This is a genomic window from Burkholderia sp. S-53, assembly GCF_025560745.1.
Taxonomy (GTDB): Bacteria; Pseudomonadota; Gammaproteobacteria; order Burkholderiales; family Burkholderiaceae; genus Burkholderia; species Burkholderia pyrrocinia.
On sequence record NZ_CP090484.1, the window covers coordinates 1,628,153 to 1,646,586 of the forward strand.

Annotated in this window: 18 protein-coding genes; 8 read left to right on the forward strand and 10 right to left on the reverse strand. The window is 68.2% G+C overall.

The window, feature by feature from the left end:
* Positions 1 to 14: 14 nt before the first annotated feature.
* The 3 genes from LXM88_RS29415 to LXM88_RS29425 form a co-directional block, all read right to left on the reverse strand.
* Complete coding sequence (locus LXM88_RS29415) at positions 15 to 1,139, reverse strand: OpgC domain-containing protein (RefSeq protein WP_262546809.1); 1,125 nt, start codon at positions 1,137 to 1,139, stop codon at positions 15 to 17.
* Between the two features lie 410 nt (positions 1,140 to 1,549).
* Complete coding sequence (gene rarD, locus LXM88_RS29420; RefSeq protein WP_262546811.1) at positions 1,550 to 2,449, reverse strand: EamA family transporter RarD; 900 nt, start codon at positions 2,447 to 2,449, stop codon at positions 1,550 to 1,552.
* A 16-nt stretch (positions 2,450 to 2,465) separates the two neighbouring features.
* Positions 2,466 to 2,762, reverse strand: a complete 297-nt coding sequence (locus tag LXM88_RS29425; protein ID WP_034187849.1) for an acylphosphatase — start codon at positions 2,760 to 2,762, stop codon at positions 2,466 to 2,468.
* A 203-nt stretch (positions 2,763 to 2,965) separates the two neighbouring features.
* Here LXM88_RS29425 and hpnA point away from each other — a divergent pair, with 203 nt between their 5' ends.
* Positions 2,966 to 3,973, forward strand: a complete 1,008-nt coding sequence (hpnA, locus tag LXM88_RS29430) for a hopanoid-associated sugar epimerase (protein ID WP_047902200.1) — start codon at positions 2,966 to 2,968, stop codon at positions 3,971 to 3,973.
* A gap of 108 nt (positions 3,974 to 4,081) precedes the next feature.
* Positions 4,082 to 5,473: a phage tail protein gene (locus LXM88_RS29435; protein ID WP_262546815.1), complete on the forward strand. Its 1,392-nt coding sequence runs from the start codon at positions 4,082 to 4,084 to the stop codon at positions 5,471 to 5,473.
* A gap of 130 nt (positions 5,474 to 5,603) precedes the next feature.
* On the opposite strand, the gene LXM88_RS29440 is transcribed toward LXM88_RS29435, so the two are convergent.
* Entirely contained in the window at positions 5,604 to 6,791 is a 1,188-nt protein-coding gene (locus tag LXM88_RS29440) for a glycosyltransferase (RefSeq protein WP_262546816.1), read from the reverse strand.
* 396 nt (positions 6,792 to 7,187) lie between these two features.
* On the opposite strand from LXM88_RS29440, the gene ispH reads away from it, so the two are divergent.
* Both ispH and hpnH read left to right on the forward strand, forming a co-directional pair.
* Positions 7,188 to 8,129 carry a 4-hydroxy-3-methylbut-2-enyl diphosphate reductase gene (gene ispH, locus LXM88_RS29445; protein ID WP_262546819.1) on the forward strand — a complete coding sequence of 314 codons (942 nt, stop codon included), beginning with the start codon at positions 7,188 to 7,190 and terminating at the stop codon, positions 8,127 to 8,129.
* A 12-nt stretch (positions 8,130 to 8,141) separates the two neighbouring features.
* Complete coding sequence (gene hpnH / locus LXM88_RS29450) at positions 8,142 to 9,302, forward strand: adenosyl-hopene transferase HpnH (protein ID WP_262546822.1); 1,161 nt, start codon at positions 8,142 to 8,144, stop codon at positions 9,300 to 9,302.
* Between the two features lie 217 nt (positions 9,303 to 9,519).
* On the opposite strand, the gene LXM88_RS29455 is transcribed toward hpnH, so the two are convergent.
* Together LXM88_RS29455 and LXM88_RS29460 are read right to left on the reverse strand one after the other, a co-directional pair.
* The gene (locus LXM88_RS29455; RefSeq protein WP_262546823.1) at positions 9,520 to 10,011 is read right to left on the reverse strand and encodes a hypothetical protein; all 492 of its coding nucleotides are present in this window, start codon (positions 10,009 to 10,011) and stop codon (positions 9,520 to 9,522) included.
* A gap of 223 nt (positions 10,012 to 10,234) precedes the next feature.
* A complete protein-coding gene (locus LXM88_RS29460) occupies positions 10,235 to 10,612 on the reverse strand; it encodes a hypothetical protein (RefSeq protein ID WP_262546825.1) in 378 nt (125 codons plus the stop codon).
* 488 nt (positions 10,613 to 11,100) lie between these two features.
* Here LXM88_RS29460 and LXM88_RS29465 point away from each other — a divergent pair, with 488 nt between their 5' ends.
* The 3 genes from LXM88_RS29465 to LXM88_RS29475 all read left to right on the forward strand — a co-directional run bounded on the left by LXM88_RS29465 (position 11,101) and on the right by LXM88_RS29475 (position 13,408).
* On the forward strand, positions 11,101 to 11,454 hold the full coding sequence (locus tag LXM88_RS29465; RefSeq protein ID WP_262546828.1) for a DOPA 4,5-dioxygenase family protein: 354 nt from the start codon (positions 11,101 to 11,103) through the stop codon (positions 11,452 to 11,454).
* Positions 11,455 to 11,573: 119 nt separating this feature from the next.
* A complete protein-coding gene (locus tag LXM88_RS29470) occupies positions 11,574 to 12,005 on the forward strand; it encodes a nuclear transport factor 2 family protein (RefSeq protein ID WP_262546830.1) in 432 nt (143 codons plus the stop codon).
* Positions 12,002 to 13,408 carry an MFS transporter gene (locus LXM88_RS29475; protein ID WP_262546832.1) on the forward strand — a complete coding sequence of 469 codons (1,407 nt, stop codon included), beginning with the start codon at positions 12,002 to 12,004 and terminating at the stop codon, positions 13,406 to 13,408. The genes LXM88_RS29470 and LXM88_RS29475 overlap by 4 nt, the downstream gene beginning before the upstream one ends.
* A gap of 59 nt (positions 13,409 to 13,467) precedes the next feature.
* Here LXM88_RS29475 and trhA read toward each other — a convergent pair whose 3' ends face one another.
* From trhA to LXM88_RS29490, 3 genes are all read right to left on the reverse strand, one after another.
* Positions 13,468 to 14,088 carry a PAQR family membrane homeostasis protein TrhA gene (trhA, locus tag LXM88_RS29480; RefSeq protein WP_262546833.1) on the reverse strand — a complete coding sequence of 207 codons (621 nt, stop codon included), beginning with the start codon at positions 14,086 to 14,088 and terminating at the stop codon, positions 13,468 to 13,470.
* A gap of 198 nt (positions 14,089 to 14,286) precedes the next feature.
* Positions 14,287 to 14,493: a YbdD/YjiX family protein gene (locus tag LXM88_RS29485; protein WP_006761279.1), complete on the reverse strand. Its 207-nt coding sequence runs from the start codon at positions 14,491 to 14,493 to the stop codon at positions 14,287 to 14,289.
* 12 nt (positions 14,494 to 14,505) lie between these two features.
* Positions 14,506 to 16,584 carry a carbon starvation CstA family protein gene (locus tag LXM88_RS29490; RefSeq protein ID WP_262546839.1) on the reverse strand — a complete coding sequence of 693 codons (2,079 nt, stop codon included), beginning with the start codon at positions 16,582 to 16,584 and terminating at the stop codon, positions 14,506 to 14,508.
* Positions 16,585 to 16,865: 281 nt separating this feature from the next.
* Here LXM88_RS29490 and dapF point away from each other — a divergent pair, with 281 nt between their 5' ends.
* The gene (gene dapF / locus LXM88_RS29495) at positions 16,866 to 17,696 is read left to right on the forward strand and encodes a diaminopimelate epimerase (protein ID WP_262546841.1); all 831 of its coding nucleotides are present in this window, start codon (positions 16,866 to 16,868) and stop codon (positions 17,694 to 17,696) included.
* A gap of 221 nt (positions 17,697 to 17,917) precedes the next feature.
* Here the strand turns inward: dapF and LXM88_RS29500 are convergent, their stop codons facing one another.
* Complete coding sequence (locus LXM88_RS29500; RefSeq protein ID WP_262546842.1) at positions 17,918 to 18,346, reverse strand: PRC-barrel domain-containing protein; 429 nt, start codon at positions 18,344 to 18,346, stop codon at positions 17,918 to 17,920.
* Positions 18,347 to 18,434: the final 88 nt, after the last annotated feature.

Below are 18,434 nucleotides of genomic sequence, written 5' to 3' on the forward strand. Positions count from 1 at the left end.
TCTTCCCGCGCCGCTCACGCGGCCGCACTGCGCCACCGCGCGATCCACGTTCCCGAACCGGCCACGGCCATCATCAGCCCGAGCGCGCATGCGTCGGCCACGAGGCCCACGCCGACATGCCGCAGGTCGGCGCCGTGCGCGACCGGGTGCAGCAGCGAATCGATGACGAGCGAGATCGCCGCGCCGGCGACGAAGCAGATCAACCCGCGCTGGCCGACCGCAACGACGGGCCGCACGCCCTGCGCGATTCGCGCGATCCAGCCGTAGCGCACGCAATCGGCCATCAGCCATGCGACGGCCGCGAAGCTCACGACGCGCGGCAGCGCGAGATCGCGCTTGAGCACGCCTTCGGGCAGCGGCAGCCCGGAGAACAGCTTGTAGCTCGCACAGCCGAGCACGACCGCGCACGCGACGCCGGTCGCCGCGGCGCCCCACCGCCCGAGCGCGATGCGCCGATAGAACGGCTGGCAGCGCGCGAGCACGCCGGCGGCGAACATCAGTTGCCATGCGAACGGGTTGAAGCTCCAGCGGAAGCCGTCGGTGTCCAGCAGTTCGGGACCGAGCCAGCTCGCTGCCAGCCACGATGCGACGCTGAGCGCAACCAGCAGCCACGGATGGCGGCGCGCGAACGGCACGAGCACGGGCGACGCGAGCGCGAACAGCACGTACATCGGCAGCACCGACGCGAGATACGGCTGGCGCTGGAACGTCAGCAATTCGGCAAGGCCCGTGAGCGGCGACGCGAGCATCACGCTGACGTCGTCGAGCGCGAGGTTCGGTGCATCGATCCCGTAGTGATCGAGCACGGCCGACACGACGAGCATCAGCGTCGACGTCGCGAGAAACGCGCGGTAGATCTGCATCGCGCGGCGCACGAACCGGCGCTGCGCGGCACGCGCGCCCTGCCGTTCGGCGATCGCGCCGTACGCGCTCGCGGTCGCGAAGCCGCCGAGGAAGACGAACACCTCGGCCGCATCGCACAGCGCGAACGCGTGCAGCGTGACGCGCGACAGCACGCTCGCGCCGATGTGATCGACGACGATCATCAACAGCACGAGCCCGCGGAAGAAATCGACTTCGATCAGGCGGCCGCTGCGCGACGGCTGAATCGTGGCGGAAGACGGCATGCTCAACGACATGAGCACACCTGTGCAACGGCGGCGCGACCGGCGCCGGGGAATGGATCGGGAAGGAGCAGGCGAGCGCGATCAGCGGCGATACGCGTATGCCCGCATCGCGCCAACCCGGCCGGCCAGGCACGGGGATGACCGTTCATTGGAAAGCTGCATACGAAGGGAAGTCGGTCAGGCCAGTCTAGTGGCCGATCGGGGGAGACCCTAAGTAACAAAGTGCAACCGAATCTTCTGTTCGATTACAAGCGCGGGACCGGCGAGATGAAGCCGGCAGTGTCGCCAGATTCACGCCAGCGCGTCGCCAGTTTGCGGTCAGCATCGATGCGTTCGACCGCTGTTCGATCGCCGAGAGAAATGCGATGCGCGATGTGCGGCGCGTTCCGTGCGCGCCGCCGCACCGCAGTCGGGATCGAAGCTTATCTGCGTGCGGGCAATCGCCGCATCAGCATCGCGCTGTGCCACGCGGTCAGCGCGACGGCGACCCAGATCGGCCCGTACGTCGCGAGCTTCGCGACGCTCAGCGTCTCGCCGAGCAGCAGCAGCGACACCGCGACGAGCAGCACGGGCTCGACGTAGCCGAGAATCCCGAACAGCGCCATCGGCAGCATCCGGCTCGCCTTCAGGTAGCTCGCGAGCGCGAGCGTGCTGAGCACGCCGAGCCCCGGCAGCAGCGCGGCCCACAGCACCGGATGGCTGCCGACGCGCGTCGCGCTGGTCGCGACCATCGCGAACGCGATCGGGCACAGAAGCACGATCTCGACCGCGAACGCGGCGAGCGAATCGGCGTTGATCCGCCGACGCAGCACGAAATACGGCGGATAGCCGAGCGCGACGACGAGCGTCGGCCACGCGAACGCGCGCGTCGCCCATACTTCGTGCGCGACGCCGAGCGCGGCGCACGCGACCGCCGCCCACTGCAGCGGGTCGAGGCGTTCGTGATAGTAGAAGCGGCCGACGAGCACCATCGTCAGCGGCAGCAGGAAATAGCCGAGCGACACCTCGAGCATGCGGCCGTGCAGCGGCGCCCACAGGAACAGCCACAACTGCAGGCCGAGCAGCGCCGCGCTCACGGGCAGCGCAATCAGCAAACGCCAGTCGCGCACGCTGCGCCGCGCGAGCTCGACGAGCGCGGGCCAGCGGCCGCGCAACGCGATCAGCGCGAGCGCACCCGGCGCGGTCCACAATACGCGCCACGCGAAGATGTCGAGCCCCGTGAGCGGCGCGAGCAATTTCGCATAAGCCGACATCAGCGCGAACAGCATCGATGCCATCACCGACAGCAAGAGGCCGCGCCCGGCTTCCGGATACCCCGTCATGGTTGTGGTGCGCCGCTTACTGCTGCTGGAAACGCTCGAAGCGCCTTTCGGTCCGGCGTTCCTCGAACGTCACCTCTGTCACGCGCGCGGCCGGCGGCCCGTGACGCAACCATGCGAGCATCCGGTCGATCTGCGCGCCGGGGCCCTGGATCATCGCCTCGACGCTGCCGTCCTCGAGATTCGCGACCCAGCCGCGCAGCTTCAGCGCATGCGCTTCGCGCACCGTCGCATGACGGAAGCCGACGCCCTGCACGACGCCGCGCACCCGCACGTAGTAGGTCTCGATCCGTTCGTCCAGTTCATTGCGGCTCATCGCGTCGCCCTCCCGTTGCATTCAAGCCCGGCATTGTAGTCGCGTCGGCCGCTTCGCACACGCGTCCGGCGGACCGGCCGCGCGCCGCCGGAGACGCACGGCCCGCCGAGGCGCCGGCCTTGCGTCGCCGCGCGCGCCGACCACGTACAATCTCGCCGGTGCTCAACCGCCGCGCCGCTCGCGCGCGGCCCTGAAGGAAACGCATGACTGATACCTCCCGCGATCTCGTTCTCGTCACCGGCGCGTCCGGTTTCGTCGGCTCGGCCGTCGCGCGCATCGCGCAGCAGAAAGGCTTTGCGGTGCGCGTGCTCGTGCGCCCGACCAGCCCGCGCACGAACGTCGCGGATCTCGACGCCGAGATCGTCACCGGCGACATGCGCGACGAGGCGTCGATGCGCGCCGCGCTGCGCGGCGTGCGCTACCTGCTGCACGTGGCGGCGGACTACCGGCTGTGGGCGCCCGATCCCGACGAGATCGAGCGCGCGAACCTCGAAGGCGCGGTCGCGACGATGCGCGCGGCACGCGCCGAAGGCGTCGAGCGGATCGTCTACACGAGCAGCGTCGCGACGCTGAAGGTCACGAGCGCGGGCGACCCGTCCGACGAAAACCGGCCGCTCACGCCCGAGCAGGCGATCGGCGTCTACAAGCGCAGCAAGGTGCTCGCGGAACGCGCGGTCGAGCGGATGATCGCCGACGAAGGGCTGCCGGCCGTGATCGTCAATCCGTCGACGCCGATCGGCCCGCGCGATGTGAAGCCGACACCGACCGGCCGCATCATCGTCGAGGCCGCGCTCGGCAAGATTCCCGCGTTCGTCGACACGGGGCTGAACCTGGTGCACGTCGACGACGTCGCGCACGGCCACTTCCTCGCGCTCGAGCATGGCCGGATCGGCGAGCGCTACATCCTCGGCGGCGAGAACCTGCCGCTGCAGCAGATGCTGGCCGACATCGCGCAGATGACGGGCCGCAAGGCGCCAACGATCGCGCTGCCGCGCTGGCCGCTGTACCCGCTCGCGGTCGGCGCCGAAGCGGTCGCGAAGTTCACGAAGAAGGAGCCGTTCGTCACCGTGGACGGGCTGCGGATGTCGAAGAACAAGATGTATTTCACGTCCGCGAAGGCCGAGCGCGAACTCGGCTACCGTGCGCGCCCGTACCGCGAAGGGCTGCGCGATGCGCTCGACTGGTTCGGCTCGGCGGGGTACCTGAAATAACACAAAGCGGCGCGCTTCGCGCCGCCTTGCGCACTTTGTTACACGTCGTGCGCGGACCGGCACCGGCGCAGCGGGTAAAATCGCGGGTCTTACGCAGAGAAGACACGCATGAACCTGAACGATCAGATCGATTCGCTCAACACGGGCGTCGATCAGCTCCTCCACGATCACCACGCCGCGCAGCAAGCGGCCCGCAGCGCGGAAGCCTTCGCGCGCGCCGCAGCAGCGGAAGCCCAGGCCGCCGCGCAACGTCACGCTGCCGCGGAAACCGAAGCGCAGGCCGCCGCGCAGCGCCACACGGCGGCAACCGCCGAGGCCGAAGCCGCGCAGCAGCGCCACGCGGAAGCCACCGCCGCCGCCGAAGCCGCCGCCCACCGTCATACGGATGCCGCCGCGCAAGCCGAAGCCGCCGTGCAGCGCCATACGGAAGCCACCGCACTGACCGAAGCGCTCGCGCAACGTCATGCGGACGCCGAAGCCGCATCGCAACGGCACGCTGCGGCGATCGCAGAAGCAGAGGCCGCAGCGCAACGCCATCACGCCGCCGCGACCGAAGCCGATGCGGCCGCGCAGCGCCATGCGGCAGCGACCGCCGAAGCCGAGGCCGCCGCGAAGCGTCACGCGACAGCGACCGCCGAAGCCGAAGCGGCCACGCAGCGTCACACGGCCGCGATCGCCGAAGCCGAAGCGCTCGCGCAGCGTCATACGGAAGCGATCGCCGAAACGCAGGCCGCCGCGCAGCGTCATGCCGACGCGGCCGCCGACGCGGAAGCCGTCGCGCAGCGCCACGCCGAAGCGATCGCGCAGGCCGAAGCCGCCGCGCAACGCCACGCCGACGCCACCGCGCAGGCCGAAGCCGTCACGCAGCGCCATGCCGAAGCGATCGCGCAGGCCGAAGCCGCCGCGCAGCACCACGCGAAGGCCATCGCCGACGCCGAGGCGCTGGTCGAGGCCGTCGTCAAGGAAGCCGCGACGAACGCAGTTGCCGCGACGGCCGTTGCCGCCGAAGTCGTCGAACCGGCGCCGGCAGGCACGCCGGCGGCGGAACCGGCCGTGATCGCAACTGCGCCGGCTGCAGTCGATGTGGCGGCCGATGCAGGCACCGCTGTCGTCGCGACGGCGCAAGCCGAAGCCGCAACCGCGACGGAAACCGAAGCCGCTGCCAACCCGGCCGACAAATCGACGCTGCACGTGGCGCGTCCGTCACAGAACGAACTCACGCTGACCATCAACGGCGAATCGATCACGCTGAATCCGGAGCAACTGGGCCAGTTGATCGAGGAACTTGCGCATGCGCGCGCGTCGATGCAGCCGGAGCCGCCGCCCGGCATCCCGGCCGGCTGGCGTTTCGTGACGACGAAGAACCCGATGATGGCCGTGCAGAAGCAGTCGAACGGCGACCGCCTGCTGGTCGCCCGCCACACCGGCTACGGCTGGGTGCCGTTCACGTTCTCACCGGACGTCGTGGTCCAGATGTACATGATGCTGACCCAGCGGTAAGCGCGGACGCATCGGTCCGCGACGGGTCGAAAACGAAACAGCCCGACCGGTTTCCACCGATCGGGCTGTTTGCTTTCCGGCTGCCGGGAAGGCAGCGTCCCGGGACGCGCGCCGGCGGCGCGCGAAACGCTCAGCGATCCACCGGCGCCTGCACGCGCGCCTTCCACTGGCCGCCCTTGCCGCGCCAGTAGCGCCACGCGGACGCGAACGTCGCGCCCACATAGAACAGCGCGACGAGCGGCAGCGCGGGCGCCCACAGCGGCGAGCGCCGGTAGTAGCGCAGCATCGGCGCATACGCGGCGCACATCGACGCCCACGCGAGCCACGCCGGCCACGCGCGCGCGCCGTACGCGAGCGCCGCGACGGGCGGCACGAGGTAGATGATCGCCATCCCGAGCAGCGTGCCGGCCAGCAGCAGCGGCGAATAGTGCAACTGCGTGAACGCGGTGCGCGCGATCATGTTCCAGATGTCGCGCCAGCTGTCGTACGGGCGCAGCGACACGCTGCGGTCGGCCAGGTCGAGGCGGATCGGATGGCGGCCGCTGCCGCGATGCTTGATCTGCGCGGCGAGGCTGCAGTCGTCGATCAGCGCGCCGCGGATCGACTCGATGCCGCCCGCTTCCTCGAGCGCCGTGCGCTTCACGAGCATGCAGCCGCCCGCGGCGCCGGCCGTCTTGTTGCGCGGGTTGTTGATCCACGCGAACGGGTAGAGCTTCGCGAAGAAGAACACGAACGCCGGAATCAGCGCCTTTTCCCAGAACGAATCGCAGCGCAGCCGCACCATCAGCGACACGAGATCGCGGTTCTCGGCCTGCGCGCGCGTGACGAGCTGCGCGACGGCGTCGGGCGGGTGGCCGATGTCGGCATCCGTCAGCAGCAGGTAGTCGGCCGGCAGGCCGAGCGTCTGCACCGCGGCGATCCCCTGCGACTGCGCCCACACCTTGCCCGACCAGCCGGCCGGCAGCGGCTTCGCGGCCAGCACCGTCAGCCGGTCGGCGCGGTTGATCGCGAGCGCCGCCGCGCGGGCCGCGTCGGCGGTGCCGTCGTCGCTGTGGTCGTCGACAATGATCAGATGAAAGTCGCCCGGATAATCCTGCTCGAGCAGCGAAGTCGCCGCGCGGGCGATCACGTCGGCCTCGTTGCGCGCCGGCACGACCGCGACGACGGCCGGCCAGCCGGCCTCGGCCGCCGCGCCGCGCGCGTCGGGCGGCAACGGCCGCGCGGGCACCGCGCGCCAGAAGCCGCCGCGCGCGACGAGCAGCACGATCCAGATCATCAGCGACAGGCCGGATACGAGGAATGCGAGCACCAGCATCATCGGCACGCCTCCGGCCGGACGCCGGCATGTTTAATAGGGGTCAGGAACAAAGCGCCTGCAGCCGCACGGGCGGCCGGGCAATACGCATAAGAATCGACGGTCATCGAATGGCCTTGAAATGAGCGCGACGCCGGGCAGCCGGAGCGGCCGCCCGCGAAACCGCGTAGTTTACTGGGTTCCGCGCACGCCAGCGCCGACGCGGCTCTCCCGCAATTGCAACACAGCCGACACGGCACCAGAGCAAGGACTTCCCGATAGGGTTAAAATGCGCGATTAATTCGGGGTTCCGGGGCCTGGCCTGGCCGGTTCGTTCCTGCCTTCATAACTTAAAGCCGGGGCGAGCGAGCGGTGCCAGCTCCTCGAACCCCGGCGTCTGTCGTCGGAGTTCGCTCATATATGCGAGTCATCCTTGCCCAGCCCCGCGGCTTTTGTGCGGGAGTTGTCCGTGCGATCGAGATCGTCGATCGCGCGCTGCAACAGCACGGCGCGCCGGTCTATGTGCGTCATGAGATCGTTCATAACCGGCATGTCGTCGAAAATCTGCGTAATAAAGGGGCGCGATTCGTTGAGGAACTCGACGAGGTGCCGCACGGCGCTGTCGCGATCTTCAGCGCGCACGGTGTCGCCCAGACGGTCGAGCGCGATGCGGAAACGCGCGGGCTCGACGTGCTCGACGCGACCTGTCCGCTGGTCACGAAGGTGCACGTGCAGGGCCGCCAGTATGCCGCGGCGGGCCGCCGGCTGATCCTGATCGGCCACGCGGGCCACCCGGAAGTCGAGGGTACGATCGGCCAGATTCCGGCCGAGGTGATCCTCGTGCAGAGCGAAGCCGAAGTCGCTACGCTGACGCTGCCCGTCGATACGCCGGTCGCGTACATCACGCAGACGACGCTGTCGGTCGACGACACGCGCGGCATCATCGAAGCGCTGCAGCGCCGGTTCACCGACCTGGTCGGCCCGGACACGCGTGACATCTGCTACGCGACGCAGAATCGCCAGGCCGCCGTGCGCGAGCTGAGCGAACAGGTTGACGTGCTGCTCGTCGTCGGCGCGACGAACAGCTCGAACTCGAACCGCCTGCGCGAGATCGGCACCGAAAGCGGTGTGCCGAGCTATCTCGTCGCCGACGGCTCGGAAGTGAAAGCCGAATGGTTCACGGGTGTGCAGACGGTCGGCCTGACCGCCGGTGCGTCAGCGCCCGAAGAGATGGTCGAGGATGTAATCGGCGCGCTGCGCGCGCTGGGGCCCGTCGATGTCGCGACGATGGCGGGCCGTGAGGAAAAAGTCGAATTCAAGCTGCCGGCGAAGCTCACGCAAGCTGTCGCCCGCGAAGTTTAAGGAGGACATCCCTTGTCTATTCCGCTGCTCCAGCAAGTCCGTGTCGGCGCATACATCGTGCGCCAGCACCTGTCCGGCAACAAACGCTATCCGCTCGCGCTGATGCTCGAGCCGCTGTTCCGCTGCAACCTCGCGTGCAACGGCTGCGGCAAGATCGATTATCCGGATCCGATCCTGAACCAGCGCCTGTCCGTCGAGGAATGCCTGCAGGCCGTCGACGAGTGCGGCGCGCCCGTCGTGTCGATCGCCGGCGGCGAACCGCTGCTCCACAAGGAGATGCCGGAAATCGTCAAGGGCATCATGAAGCGCAAGAAATTCGTGTACCTGTGCACGAACGCGCTGCTGATGGAAAAGAAGATGGACGACTACGAGCCGAGCCCGTATTTCGTCTGGTCGGTCCACCTCGACGGCGACCAGCAGGCGCACGATCACTCGGTGTCGCAGGAAGGCGTGTACGACAAGGCCGTCGCGGCGATCAAGGAAGCGAAGCGCCGCGGCTTCCGCGTGAACATCAACTGCACGCTGTTCAACGACGCGGTGCCCGAGCGCGTGGCGAAGTTCTTCGACACGCTGGGGCCGATCGGCGTCGACGGCATCACGGTGTCGCCGGGCTACGCGTACGAGCGCGCACCGGATCAGCAGCACTTCCTGAACCGCGACAAGACGAAGAACCTGTTCCGCGAGATCCTGAAGCGCGGCGAAGGCGGCAAGCGCTGGTCGTTCAGCCAGTCGTCGCTGTTCCTCGACTTCCTGGCCGGCAACCAGACGTACAAGTGCACGCCGTGGGGCAACCCGGCGCGTACGGTGTTCGGCTGGCAGAAGCCGTGCTACCTGGTCGGCGAAGGTTACGTGAAGACCTTCAAGGAACTGATGGAAACGACCGAGTGGGACAACTACGGCGTCGGCAACTACGAGAAGTGCGCGGACTGCATGGTCCACTGCGGCTTCGAGGCCACCGCCGTGATGGACACGATCGCGCACCCGCTGAAGGCGCTGAAAGTGAGCCGCAAGGGCATCAGGACCGACGGCGCGTTCGCACCGGACATCTCGATCGCGAAGCAGCGTCCGGCCGAGTACGTGTTCTCGCGCCACGTCGAGATCAAGCTCGAGGAAATCCAGCGCGCCGGCAAGGGCAAGCTGCAGAAGCCGGCGAAGCCGGCAACGGCGGCCTAAGCGCGTTTCGCCACGCGGGGGGGCCAAGCCTCCGCACAGGCGGGCAGGAATGAAGCGCCACGGAGTTCGCTCCGTGGCGCTTTTGTTTTGGGCCGCTTGATTGCCCGCACCACGTTGCCGCGGCGGCCGTGCCATCGCCCGCGTCGCGCGATTGCATCGGCCGCGCCGGTGCGGCCGGCCCTGTCTCCTCCATCCTCCCCGCGAAACCGGTGCGGCGCTACGCGGCCAGCGATTCGGCGGCCTCGTGCATGCGCATCTTCTCCGCCGCGTTCGCCACGAGCGCCGGCTGGCCGCTCGACGCGAACGTGCAGACGTGACGCCACAGCTCGGCGAGCCGATGCCGCGCGAGCGTCGCGACGCAGGTGTCGTGCGCGGCGAGCACGCGCTCGAGCACCGCGCACTCGTCGTCGCGCAGCTTCCATGCGCCGCTTTGTGCCGCACGCGCCACGCTCGCGTCGAGCGCGCGCTCCGCGTCGGCGCACAAGTCGATACCTGCCTCCGGGCACACCGCGTCGTCGATCGCCAGGAACACCAGATAGACGCTCGTGCGCAGCCGCATCAGCAGCGCCTCGTTGCCATGCTCGCCGCGCAGCGCGACGAGCGCCATGTGGCATTTCAGCGAGATGTCGCGCGCATGCACGGGTGGTAGCGGCAGCAGCCACTCGCGGGTCAGCGGTACGTGGCGACGGTTTTTGCGGGTGGCCTTCATGATTCGTGCTCGCTTGCGGGAGCGTCGCTCGCCGCGAAAACCGGCGACGCGATGCGGCACGCGACAGCGCCACGGCCTGCATGACGGTTGTGCTTCGCACGACATCGCGCGCCGTGCATGTCGTTGCGTCGCCGCGTCGCTCGCGCCTCCGGCAGCCAGCGCGGCGCCGACGCGCGCACGACGTCGGCGAACCGGATCGGGCAAACCACGTTCGTCTCCGACATCAGAACGTGTTCTCGCCCTTCAGGTAGTACGCGGTCTTCACGAAGAACGCGTTGACCGGATGGCCGCCCTGCACGTCGCGCGCGGCGCGCGCTTCCATCGCGGCCCGCTCTTCGCGCGACCGGTCGGGCACCGGATTGCGGACACGTTCGAGCGCACGCTGCATCGCGAGCGGATAGTTCTGGTTGCCGGCCGTCGTCGCGCGATAGCCGGCACGCGTCATCTGCATCAATTGCGCGTCGGTTTCGGCGCGCGCCGCCGACCAGCTCAACCGCGCGGCGTTCGGCGACCAGTCGGAGCCGGCCGACTGCGCGAAGCTGACGGCGGGCAGCGCAACGAGTGCGCAGGAGAGAACAGCAACGGGAACGAGGGATCGCATGGTGGCCTCCAGATGGTTGTCCCCGCATCGATCGCGATCGTCGATGCGTTGAAACCATCGTATGTCGCGCTGCATTCCGCTTGAATAGCCTATTTCGCAATTGATATTTTCGGCTTTGCATTCGACGTGCGATCTGCGCCATTCGTGAATCCCGCCGAAATGGAATTTCTTTATTTCATTCAACTGCCTGATCGCACTTTTCCGGACGACCCGAGACGGCACGCGCACCGCTTTTTCAATTTCCGAAATGACGTGTTGTCGGTGCGATTGCGGCCAGCGCAAGTGCCGACAAGGCTTCCGGCGTGATATCGCGCACGCGGATAACACGGGAGCGGTTTCATCGGAGCAAACCGTTTCTGATACAGGACAAATCATCCGCTTCGGATTGCCGGACCGTGACACGACGCAACCGGCGAGGACGCGCGATAATCACCCATCGGCCGTTTCGCACGGCGCCTCATGCATTCCCCTTTTTATCGAGTCCTTCCATGGCTGCCCTCGACACCACCGCCATCGACAGTTGGCACGCGCACGTCTATTTCGATGCGGCCAGCCGCGACGCGGCCTGGGCGTTTCGCCAGGTCGTCGACGAACGGTTCGGCGCGGTCATCGAACTCGGCCGCTTTCACGAACGCCTCGTCGGCCCGCATCCGGCCTGGTCGTACCAGATCGCGTTCGACGCCGCGCAATTCGACGGCATCGTGCCGTGGCTCGTGCTGAACCACGGCGCGCTCGACATCTTCCTGCACCCGAATACCGGCGACGACCTGCGCGACCATCGCGATTGCGCGGTGTGGATCGGGAAGTCGTATGTGCTGAATCTCGACGCGCTGACCGGATAAGGGCTGACGCGCGGCCGCCTTCAACCAGGGCCGCATCCACGTTTCGGGCTGACGTGAAACGTCTCGCCGCGTCGCGCCAATACAGTGGGTTCCGTTATCGACACATACGGAAACCCGCCATGACGCACGACGACGCCGATGCCCGGCGCATTCATGAAAACTGGCATGCCGCCGTCGTCGCTCGCGACCTCGACGCGCTGATGTCGCTGTACGCGGACGACGCGATACTCGAAACGCCGCTCGTCGTCGTCACGCTGCCCGACCACGGCTCGGGCGTGCTGCACGGCAAGGCCGCGATCGGCGAATTCTTCGCGGCCGGCCTGCGCACTCCGGGCAACCGGCTCGGGCGCTGGTACCGGACCAGGCTGTTCTTCTCGAACGGCCGCCAGCTCACGTGGGAATATCCGCGCGCCACGCCGGAAGGCGACCAGGTCGATCTCGTCGAGGTGATGGATCTGCGCGACGGGCTGATCGCCCATCATCGCGTGTACTGGGGCTGGGTCGGCTTTCTCGCGCTGCAGGCCGCCACGCCGGCGCCCGACCGCGCATGACAGCCGCCGCGCCGAACCGGGCCGCGGCCCGCCGCGTGCTCGCCGCGACCTGCGTGAGCTACACGCTCGTGCTGCTCGACGCTTCCATCGTCAATGTCGCGCTGACCGACATCGCGCACACGTTCGGCAGTCGCGTGGCCGGCCTGCAGTGGATCGTGAACGCGTACACGCTCGTATTCGCGAGCCTGCTGATGACGGGTGGCACGCTCGGCGACCGGCTCGGCGACCGCACCGTCTATGTCGCGGGGCTGGCCGTGTTCGTCGCCGCGTCGACGCTGTGCGGCGTCGCGCCGAATCTACCGGCGCTCGCCATCGCGCGCGCGTTGCAAGGCGTCGGCAGCGCGCTGCTGGTGCCCTGCTCGCTCGCGCTGATCAACCGCGCGTTCCCCGAACCGGCCGCACGCGCGTCGGCGATCAGCGTGTGGATGGGCTGCGGCGGCATCGCGATGGCGTCGGGCCCGCTGATCGGCGGCCTGCTGATCGACCTGTTCGGGTGGCGCAGCATCTTCTTCGTGAACCTGCCGCTCGGGCTCGCCGGCATCTGGCTCGGCCGCTCGGTCGCGCGCGCCGCCGTCGACGCATCGCGGCATTTCGACTGGGGCGGCCAGGCGGCAGCCATCGTCGCGATCGCGGCGCTGATCGGCACGCTGATCGAAGGCCCGTCGCTCGGCTGGCGCTCGGCGCCGGTCGTCGGCGGCGCGGTGACGAGCGTCGTCGCGTGGATCGCATTCATCGCGATCGAAGCACGGCGCCGCGAGCCGATGCTGCCGCTCGCGTTCTTCCGCAACCGGCTGTTCGCGGGATCGACGTTCGTGTCGATGGCGTCGGCGTTCGTGTTCTACGGCTTGCTGTTCGTGCTCAGCCTGTTCTACCGGCAGGTTCGCGGCGCAAGCCCGCTCGACACAGGGCTGGCGTTCCTGCCGATGACCGCGATGGTCGCGCTCGGCGGGCTGGGTTCGGGACGGCTGGTGGCACGCTTCGGCGCGCGCGGCACGATGTGCGCGGCGTTCGGGCTCTATGCGGCCGGTGCGCTCGGCATGACGGCCATGAGCGCGACGACGCCCGCGTGGCTCGCCGTCGCGCCGATGCTCGCAATCGGCTTCGCATCGGGATTCATCTCGCCGGCCGCGACATCGCCGGCGCTCGGGACCGTCGACCGGCGCCGCGCCGGCATTGCGGCGGCCGCGCTGAACGCGGCGCGGCAGAGCGGATCGGCGCTTGGTGTGGCGATCTTCGGCGCGTGCATCGCGACGCTGCAGCCGTTTCCGGCCGCGATGCGGGTGGTGCTGGCGACGGCGATCGGCTTGTCGGCTCTCGCCGCGACAATATGGTGGATTACGGCGCGGGCGGTGCCTGCAACCGGCGAACCGGCCGTGCGCCTGCGGACCGCCGCGCGCCGTTAGCGCATGCGGCGGCAGACGCGCCGCTTGCGTGCCGTCACGCGATCAACGCCGCATTCCGCTCACGCAACATACATCGCGACACTGACGAACTGGCACAGGCTGCCGGCCAGCACGAAAAGGTGCCAGATACCGTGCCCGTGGCGGATGCGCTCGTCGTTGATGAAGAAGTAGATGCCCGCGCTGTAGATCACGCCGCCGGCCACGAGCCACGCGGTGCCCACCGGCGGCAGCGCATGGATCAGCGGACGCACCGCGACGAGCGCCAGCCAGCCCATCAGCACGTACAGGATCATCGACAGCATGCGCGTGCGCCGCCCGAGCGTCAGTTCCTGCACGATGCCCAGCGCGGCGAGCCCCCAGCTCACGCCGAACAGCGACCAGCCCCACGGGCCGCGCAACGTGACCAGCGTGAACGGCGTGTAGCTGCCGGCGATCAGCAGGTAGATCGCCGAATGGTCGCATTTCTGCAGGATCGCTTTCAGGCGCGGGTTGCGCACGCTGTGGTACAGCGTCGAGATCGCGTAGAGCAGGATCAGCATCGCGCCGTACACGCTGAAGCTCACCACCTTGTACGGGTCGCCTTCGAGCGCGCCCATCGTCACGAGCGCCACGAGGCCGGCCACCGACAGCACCGCGCCGACGAGATGGGAAATGCTGTTGAAACGCTCACCGACATGCACGACGTGTTCTCCTGCGGGTCCATCGGGAAAATGAACCCTATGATACCGGCGGCCGGAGTTTGCCGTGCTGCGCTCCGGCAAACGGCAAAGCGACCGCAGTGCGATACGCGCCGCCGTACCCGCCAATGAAAAAGCGCCGCGAAATCCATCGCGGCGCTTCCTTGTCGATCGCCGAGCCGTTTCACCGGCCCGGCTGGTTCAGCAACACTTCCCTGCTCCCGACCCGTACCGCGCATTCTGACGCTCGCGGAAAAATTCCTCGTACGTCATCGGCTCGCGGTCCGGATGGGTCTCGCGCATGTGCGCGACGTAGGTGTCGTAGTCGGGCAGGCCGACCATCAGCCGCAACGCCTGCCCGAGGTAACGCCCCGCGCTGCGCAGGTCGCCGCCAAGATCGCTGAACATCGCGGCCTCCCCTTAACGTCCGCTGCCGAGCGCCTGCGCGGCCGGCATCGCTTCGTACGGCGTCTCGCGCACGGTCGGCTTCGACTCGCGGCGCGCGCGCAGCACGGCGATCACGCCGTACACCGCGATACTGATGACGACGAAGATGAACAGCCCGGCCAGCGCCGCATCGATGTAGTCGTTGAAGATGATCCGCTTCATCTGCGCGATCGACTTCGCCGGCGCGAGCACCTTGCCTTCGTCCACCGCGGCCTGCAGCTTCGCGGCGTGCGCGAGGAAGCTGACCTTCGGGTTCGCGTCGAAAATCTTCTGCCAGCCGGCCGTCAGCGTGCAGATCAGCAGCCACGCGGTCGGCACCATCGTCACCCATGCATAACGCTCGCGCTTCATCTTGAACAGCACGACGGTGCCGAGCACCAGCGCGATCGCGGCGAGCATCTGGTTCGAGATGCCGAACAACGGCCACAGCGTGTTGATGCCGCCGAGCGGATCGACCACGCCCTGGTACAGGAAGTAGCCCCACGCGGCCACGCACAGCCCGGTGGCGACCAGGTTCGCGGGCAGCGACTCGGTGCGCTTGAGCGCCGGGTGGAACGTGCCGAGCAGATCCTGCAGCATGAAGCGGCCCGCGCGCGTGCCGGCGTCGACGGCCGTCAGGATGAACAGCGCCTCGAACAGGATCGCGAAGTGATACCAGAACGCCATCATCGCTTCGCCGCCGATCACCTGGTGCAGGATGTGCGCCATGCCGACGGCCAGCGTCGGCGCGCCGCCCGCGCGCGCGATGATCGTCGTTTCGCCGACGGCCTTCGCGGTCTGCGTGAGCATGTCGGGCGTCAGCACGAAGCCCCACTGCGTGACGGTGTTCGCGACGGCTTCCGGCGTCGAGCCGAGCACGGCGGCCGGCGCGTTCATCGCGAAGTAGATGCCCGGCTCGATCACGCACGCGGCGACCAGCGCCATGATCGCGACGAACGATTCCATCAGCATCGCGCCGTAACCGATGAAGCGCGCGTTGGTTTCGTTGTCGATCAGCTTCGGCGTCGTGCCCGACGAGATCAGCGCGTGGAAGCCCGATACCGCGCCGCACGCGATCGTGATGAACAGGAACGGGAACAGGTTGCCCGCCCACACCGGGCCCGTGCCGTCGACGAACTTCGTCAGCGCGGGCATCTTCAGTTCCGGCGCGACGACCAGGATGCCGATCGCGAGACCGAGGATCGTGCCGATCTTCAGGAACGTCGACAGGTAGTCGCGCGGCGCGAGCAGCAGCCACACCGGCAGCACCGAGGCGACGAAGCCGTAGCCGATCAGGATCCACGTGAGTTGCGTGCCGCTGAACGTAAACCACGCGGCGAGCGTCGGCGACGCGGCCACGTTCTGGCCGAACGCGATCGCCGCCATCAGCCCGAAGAAGCCGATGACCGACACTTCGCCGATGCGGCCCGGACGGATGTAGCGCGTATAGACGCCCATGAACAGCGCGATCGGAATCGTCGCGGCGACGGTGAACGTGCCCCACGGCGAATTGGTCAGTGCCTTCACGACGATCAGCGCGAGCACCGCGAGGATGATCACCATGATCAGGAACGCGCCGAACAGCGCGATCACGCCGGGCACCGTGCCGAGCTCCATCTTGACGAGATCGCCGAGCGAGCGGCCGTCGCGGCGCGTCGAGATGAACAGCACGATGAAGTCCTGCACCGCGCCGGCGAACACGACGCCGGCCAGGATCCACAGCATGCCGGGCGTGTAGCCCATCTGCGCGGCGAGCACGGGCCCGACGAGCGGCCCCGCGCCAGCAATCGCGGCGAAGTGATGGCCGAACAGCACGTACTTGTTGGTCGGCACGTAGTCGAGGCCGTCGTTGTACTTGACCGCCGGCGTCATCCGCAGCCCGTCGAGCTGCATGACCTTGCTGGCGATGAAACGGCTGTAGAAGCGATACGCGATCAGATACACGCAGACTGCGGCGATCACGATCCAGAGGGCACTGACGCGCTCGCCGTGCGCGAGTGCGATCGTTCCGAACGAGAACGCGCCGAGCAGCGCGACCGCGATCCAGAGCAGGGTACTGGAAGCCCGATTCATGGCGTCTCCTGGTCTCCAATGTGGTTTTGATGGCATGCGGCGAGGTGGCCGCATACGCGTGACGTCGATGCGTCGCGCCGCGGTCTCGCAAAGGCCGCGGCGATGGGCCGTAGTATTCCGTGCGACGGGGGCGACTTACAAGCGGATAACTACGTATGCGGGGCTACGTAGAATTACGTAGGTTCGCGGCGCATGGTCGTTGCATGCGCATCGTTCGGCCGCGATTGATCGCGCCAGGCAAGCCACGTACAGTGTTCGCGTGCGTCGATTCCGGAACCGCCATGCCGATCCGATTTCAGAAGATGAACGCGAATGGCGATGACTTCGCCATCGTCGACCTGCGCGGCCAGGATCAGGGGCAAGCGCTCACGATCGACCGCGACCCCGTCCGGCGCATGGGCGACCGGCATAACGGCATCGGCTTCAACCAGCTCGCGGTGCTGTCCGACTGCGACGACGCGGCCGCCCGTGTCGCGTTCTGGAACCCCGACGGTTCGGCGCTCGATACGTGCGGCAGCGCGACGCGCGGCGTCGCGTGGAAGCTGATGCGGGAAACCGGCGCGGCGTCGGTCGTGCTGCGCACCAACCGCGGCCGCCTGCTCTGTTCGCACGATGCGCACGGGCTGATCACGGTCGAGATGGGCGCGCCGCGCACCGGCTGGCAGGACGTGCCCGTCGCGGAAGCCGTCGACACGCTCGCCCTCCCGCTGCGCGGCGCACCGGCCGCGTGCAACATGGGCAATCCGCACTGCACGTTCTTCGTCGACGATCTCGATATGGTCGATATCGAAACGCTCGGCCCGGCGATCGAAACGCATCCGCTGTTTCCGTTGAAAACCAACGTGCATTTCGTGCAGGTCATCGGCCGCGCGCATATCCGCCTGCGCATCTGGGAGCGCGGCGGCGGCGTGCCGCTCGGTTCGGGCTCGTGTTCGTGCGGCGCGGTGGTCAACGGCATCCGGCGCGGGCTGCTCGACGATACGGTGCGCGTGACCTGCGACGGCGGCGACGTCACCGTTCGATGGGACGGCACCGGCAGCGTGTTCCTGAGCGGGCCGGTCACGTTCGGGTTCAGCGCGGTGTGGGTGGACAGGGAGCGGCCGGCGACCTGATCGCCGGCATGTGCGGCATTCGCGGCGTCGAGCGAATCACCGCACCGGCAGGCGCGCGGTGTGCAGCCCAGTCGTCATCGATCATCGATCGTCGAGGCAATCCGTTCGGCGCCATGATGCGGCGTCGGGCCTCCGACGTTCACGCAAACTCGCGGGGCCATCGACGGCCCGCGGTTCGTCAGACCCGGCGCTGCGCGCGCCGGGCTGCCAATCATCGACGATCAGTGCTTGTCGTCGATCTTCTTCGGCTTCGGCGGCGACGGCACCTTCGCGTACTGGAATGCCGGCGTCGCCTTCAGCGCATCCTTCGTCGCGCCCGGCAGGTAGATGTTGCCGTTGCGCACGTCGAGCGACGCGATCGGCACCGCGACGTCGTGCGCGGCCACGCCGAGGAACCCGCCGGCCGACACGATCGCCGCCGACACCGAACCGTCCGGTGCGACGATCAGGTCGCGCACGGTGCCGACCTTCTGATTCGCGTCGTTATAAACGGTCTTGCCGAGCACGCTCTTCTTCACGCTCCAGCCTTCGAGCAGCGCCTGCGATTGCTCGACGGTGACGCTGAGCGGCTGTGCGCCGGCGATCTGCGCGTGTGCGCTGACGCTCGATGCGAGGACGGTTGCTGCGATGAGGGTTTTGTAGAACGACATGCTGTTGTGGACTCCGGTGAATTGTTGTCGGTATCGGCGGCCGGCCGCGCCGCCTCCGTGCGCGAACCATCGCACCGGCCCATGTTAG

Excerpts from the sequence above, each read along its gene's own strand:
- rarD (WP_262546811.1), bottom strand. The coding sequence starts at position 2,449 with ATGACGGGGTATCCGGAAGCCGGGCGCGGCCTCTTGCTGTCGGTGATG.
- LXM88_RS29475 (WP_262546832.1), top strand. The coding sequence starts at position 12,002 with ATGACAGCCGCCGCGCCGAACCGGGCCGCGGCCCGCCGCGTGCTCGCC.
- dapF (WP_262546841.1), top strand. The coding sequence starts at position 16,866 with ATGCCGATCCGATTTCAGAAGATGAACGCGAATGGCGATGACTTCGCC.
- LXM88_RS29490 (WP_262546839.1), bottom strand. The coding sequence starts at position 16,584 with ATGAATCGGGCTTCCAGTACCCTGCTCTGGATCGCGGTCGCGCTGCTC.
- LXM88_RS29415 (WP_262546809.1), bottom strand. The coding sequence starts at position 1,139 with ATGTCGTTGAGCATGCCGTCTTCCGCCACGATTCAGCCGTCGCGCAGC.
- LXM88_RS29485 (WP_006761279.1), bottom strand. The coding sequence starts at position 14,493 with ATGTTCAGCGATCTTGGCGGCGACCTGCGCAGCGCGGGGCGTTACCTC.
- LXM88_RS29425 (WP_034187849.1), bottom strand. The coding sequence starts at position 2,762 with ATGAGCCGCAATGAACTGGACGAACGGATCGAGACCTACTACGTGCGG.
- LXM88_RS29440 (WP_262546816.1), bottom strand. The coding sequence starts at position 6,791 with ATGATGCTGGTGCTCGCATTCCTCGTATCCGGCCTGTCGCTGATGATC.
- LXM88_RS29465 (WP_262546828.1), top strand. The coding sequence starts at position 11,101 with ATGGCTGCCCTCGACACCACCGCCATCGACAGTTGGCACGCGCACGTC.
- LXM88_RS29455 (WP_262546823.1), bottom strand. The coding sequence starts at position 10,011 with ATGAAGGCCACCCGCAAAAACCGTCGCCACGTACCGCTGACCCGCGAG.
- LXM88_RS29500 (WP_262546842.1), bottom strand. The coding sequence starts at position 18,346 with ATGTCGTTCTACAAAACCCTCATCGCAGCAACCGTCCTCGCATCGAGC.
- LXM88_RS29435 (WP_262546815.1), top strand. The coding sequence starts at position 4,082 with ATGAACCTGAACGATCAGATCGATTCGCTCAACACGGGCGTCGATCAG.
- LXM88_RS29460 (WP_262546825.1), bottom strand. The coding sequence starts at position 10,612 with ATGCGATCCCTCGTTCCCGTTGCTGTTCTCTCCTGCGCACTCGTTGCG.
- ispH (WP_262546819.1), top strand. The coding sequence starts at position 7,188 with ATGCGAGTCATCCTTGCCCAGCCCCGCGGCTTTTGTGCGGGAGTTGTC.
- hpnA (WP_047902200.1), top strand. The coding sequence starts at position 2,966 with ATGACTGATACCTCCCGCGATCTCGTTCTCGTCACCGGCGCGTCCGGT.
- LXM88_RS29470 (WP_262546830.1), top strand. The coding sequence starts at position 11,574 with ATGACGCACGACGACGCCGATGCCCGGCGCATTCATGAAAACTGGCAT.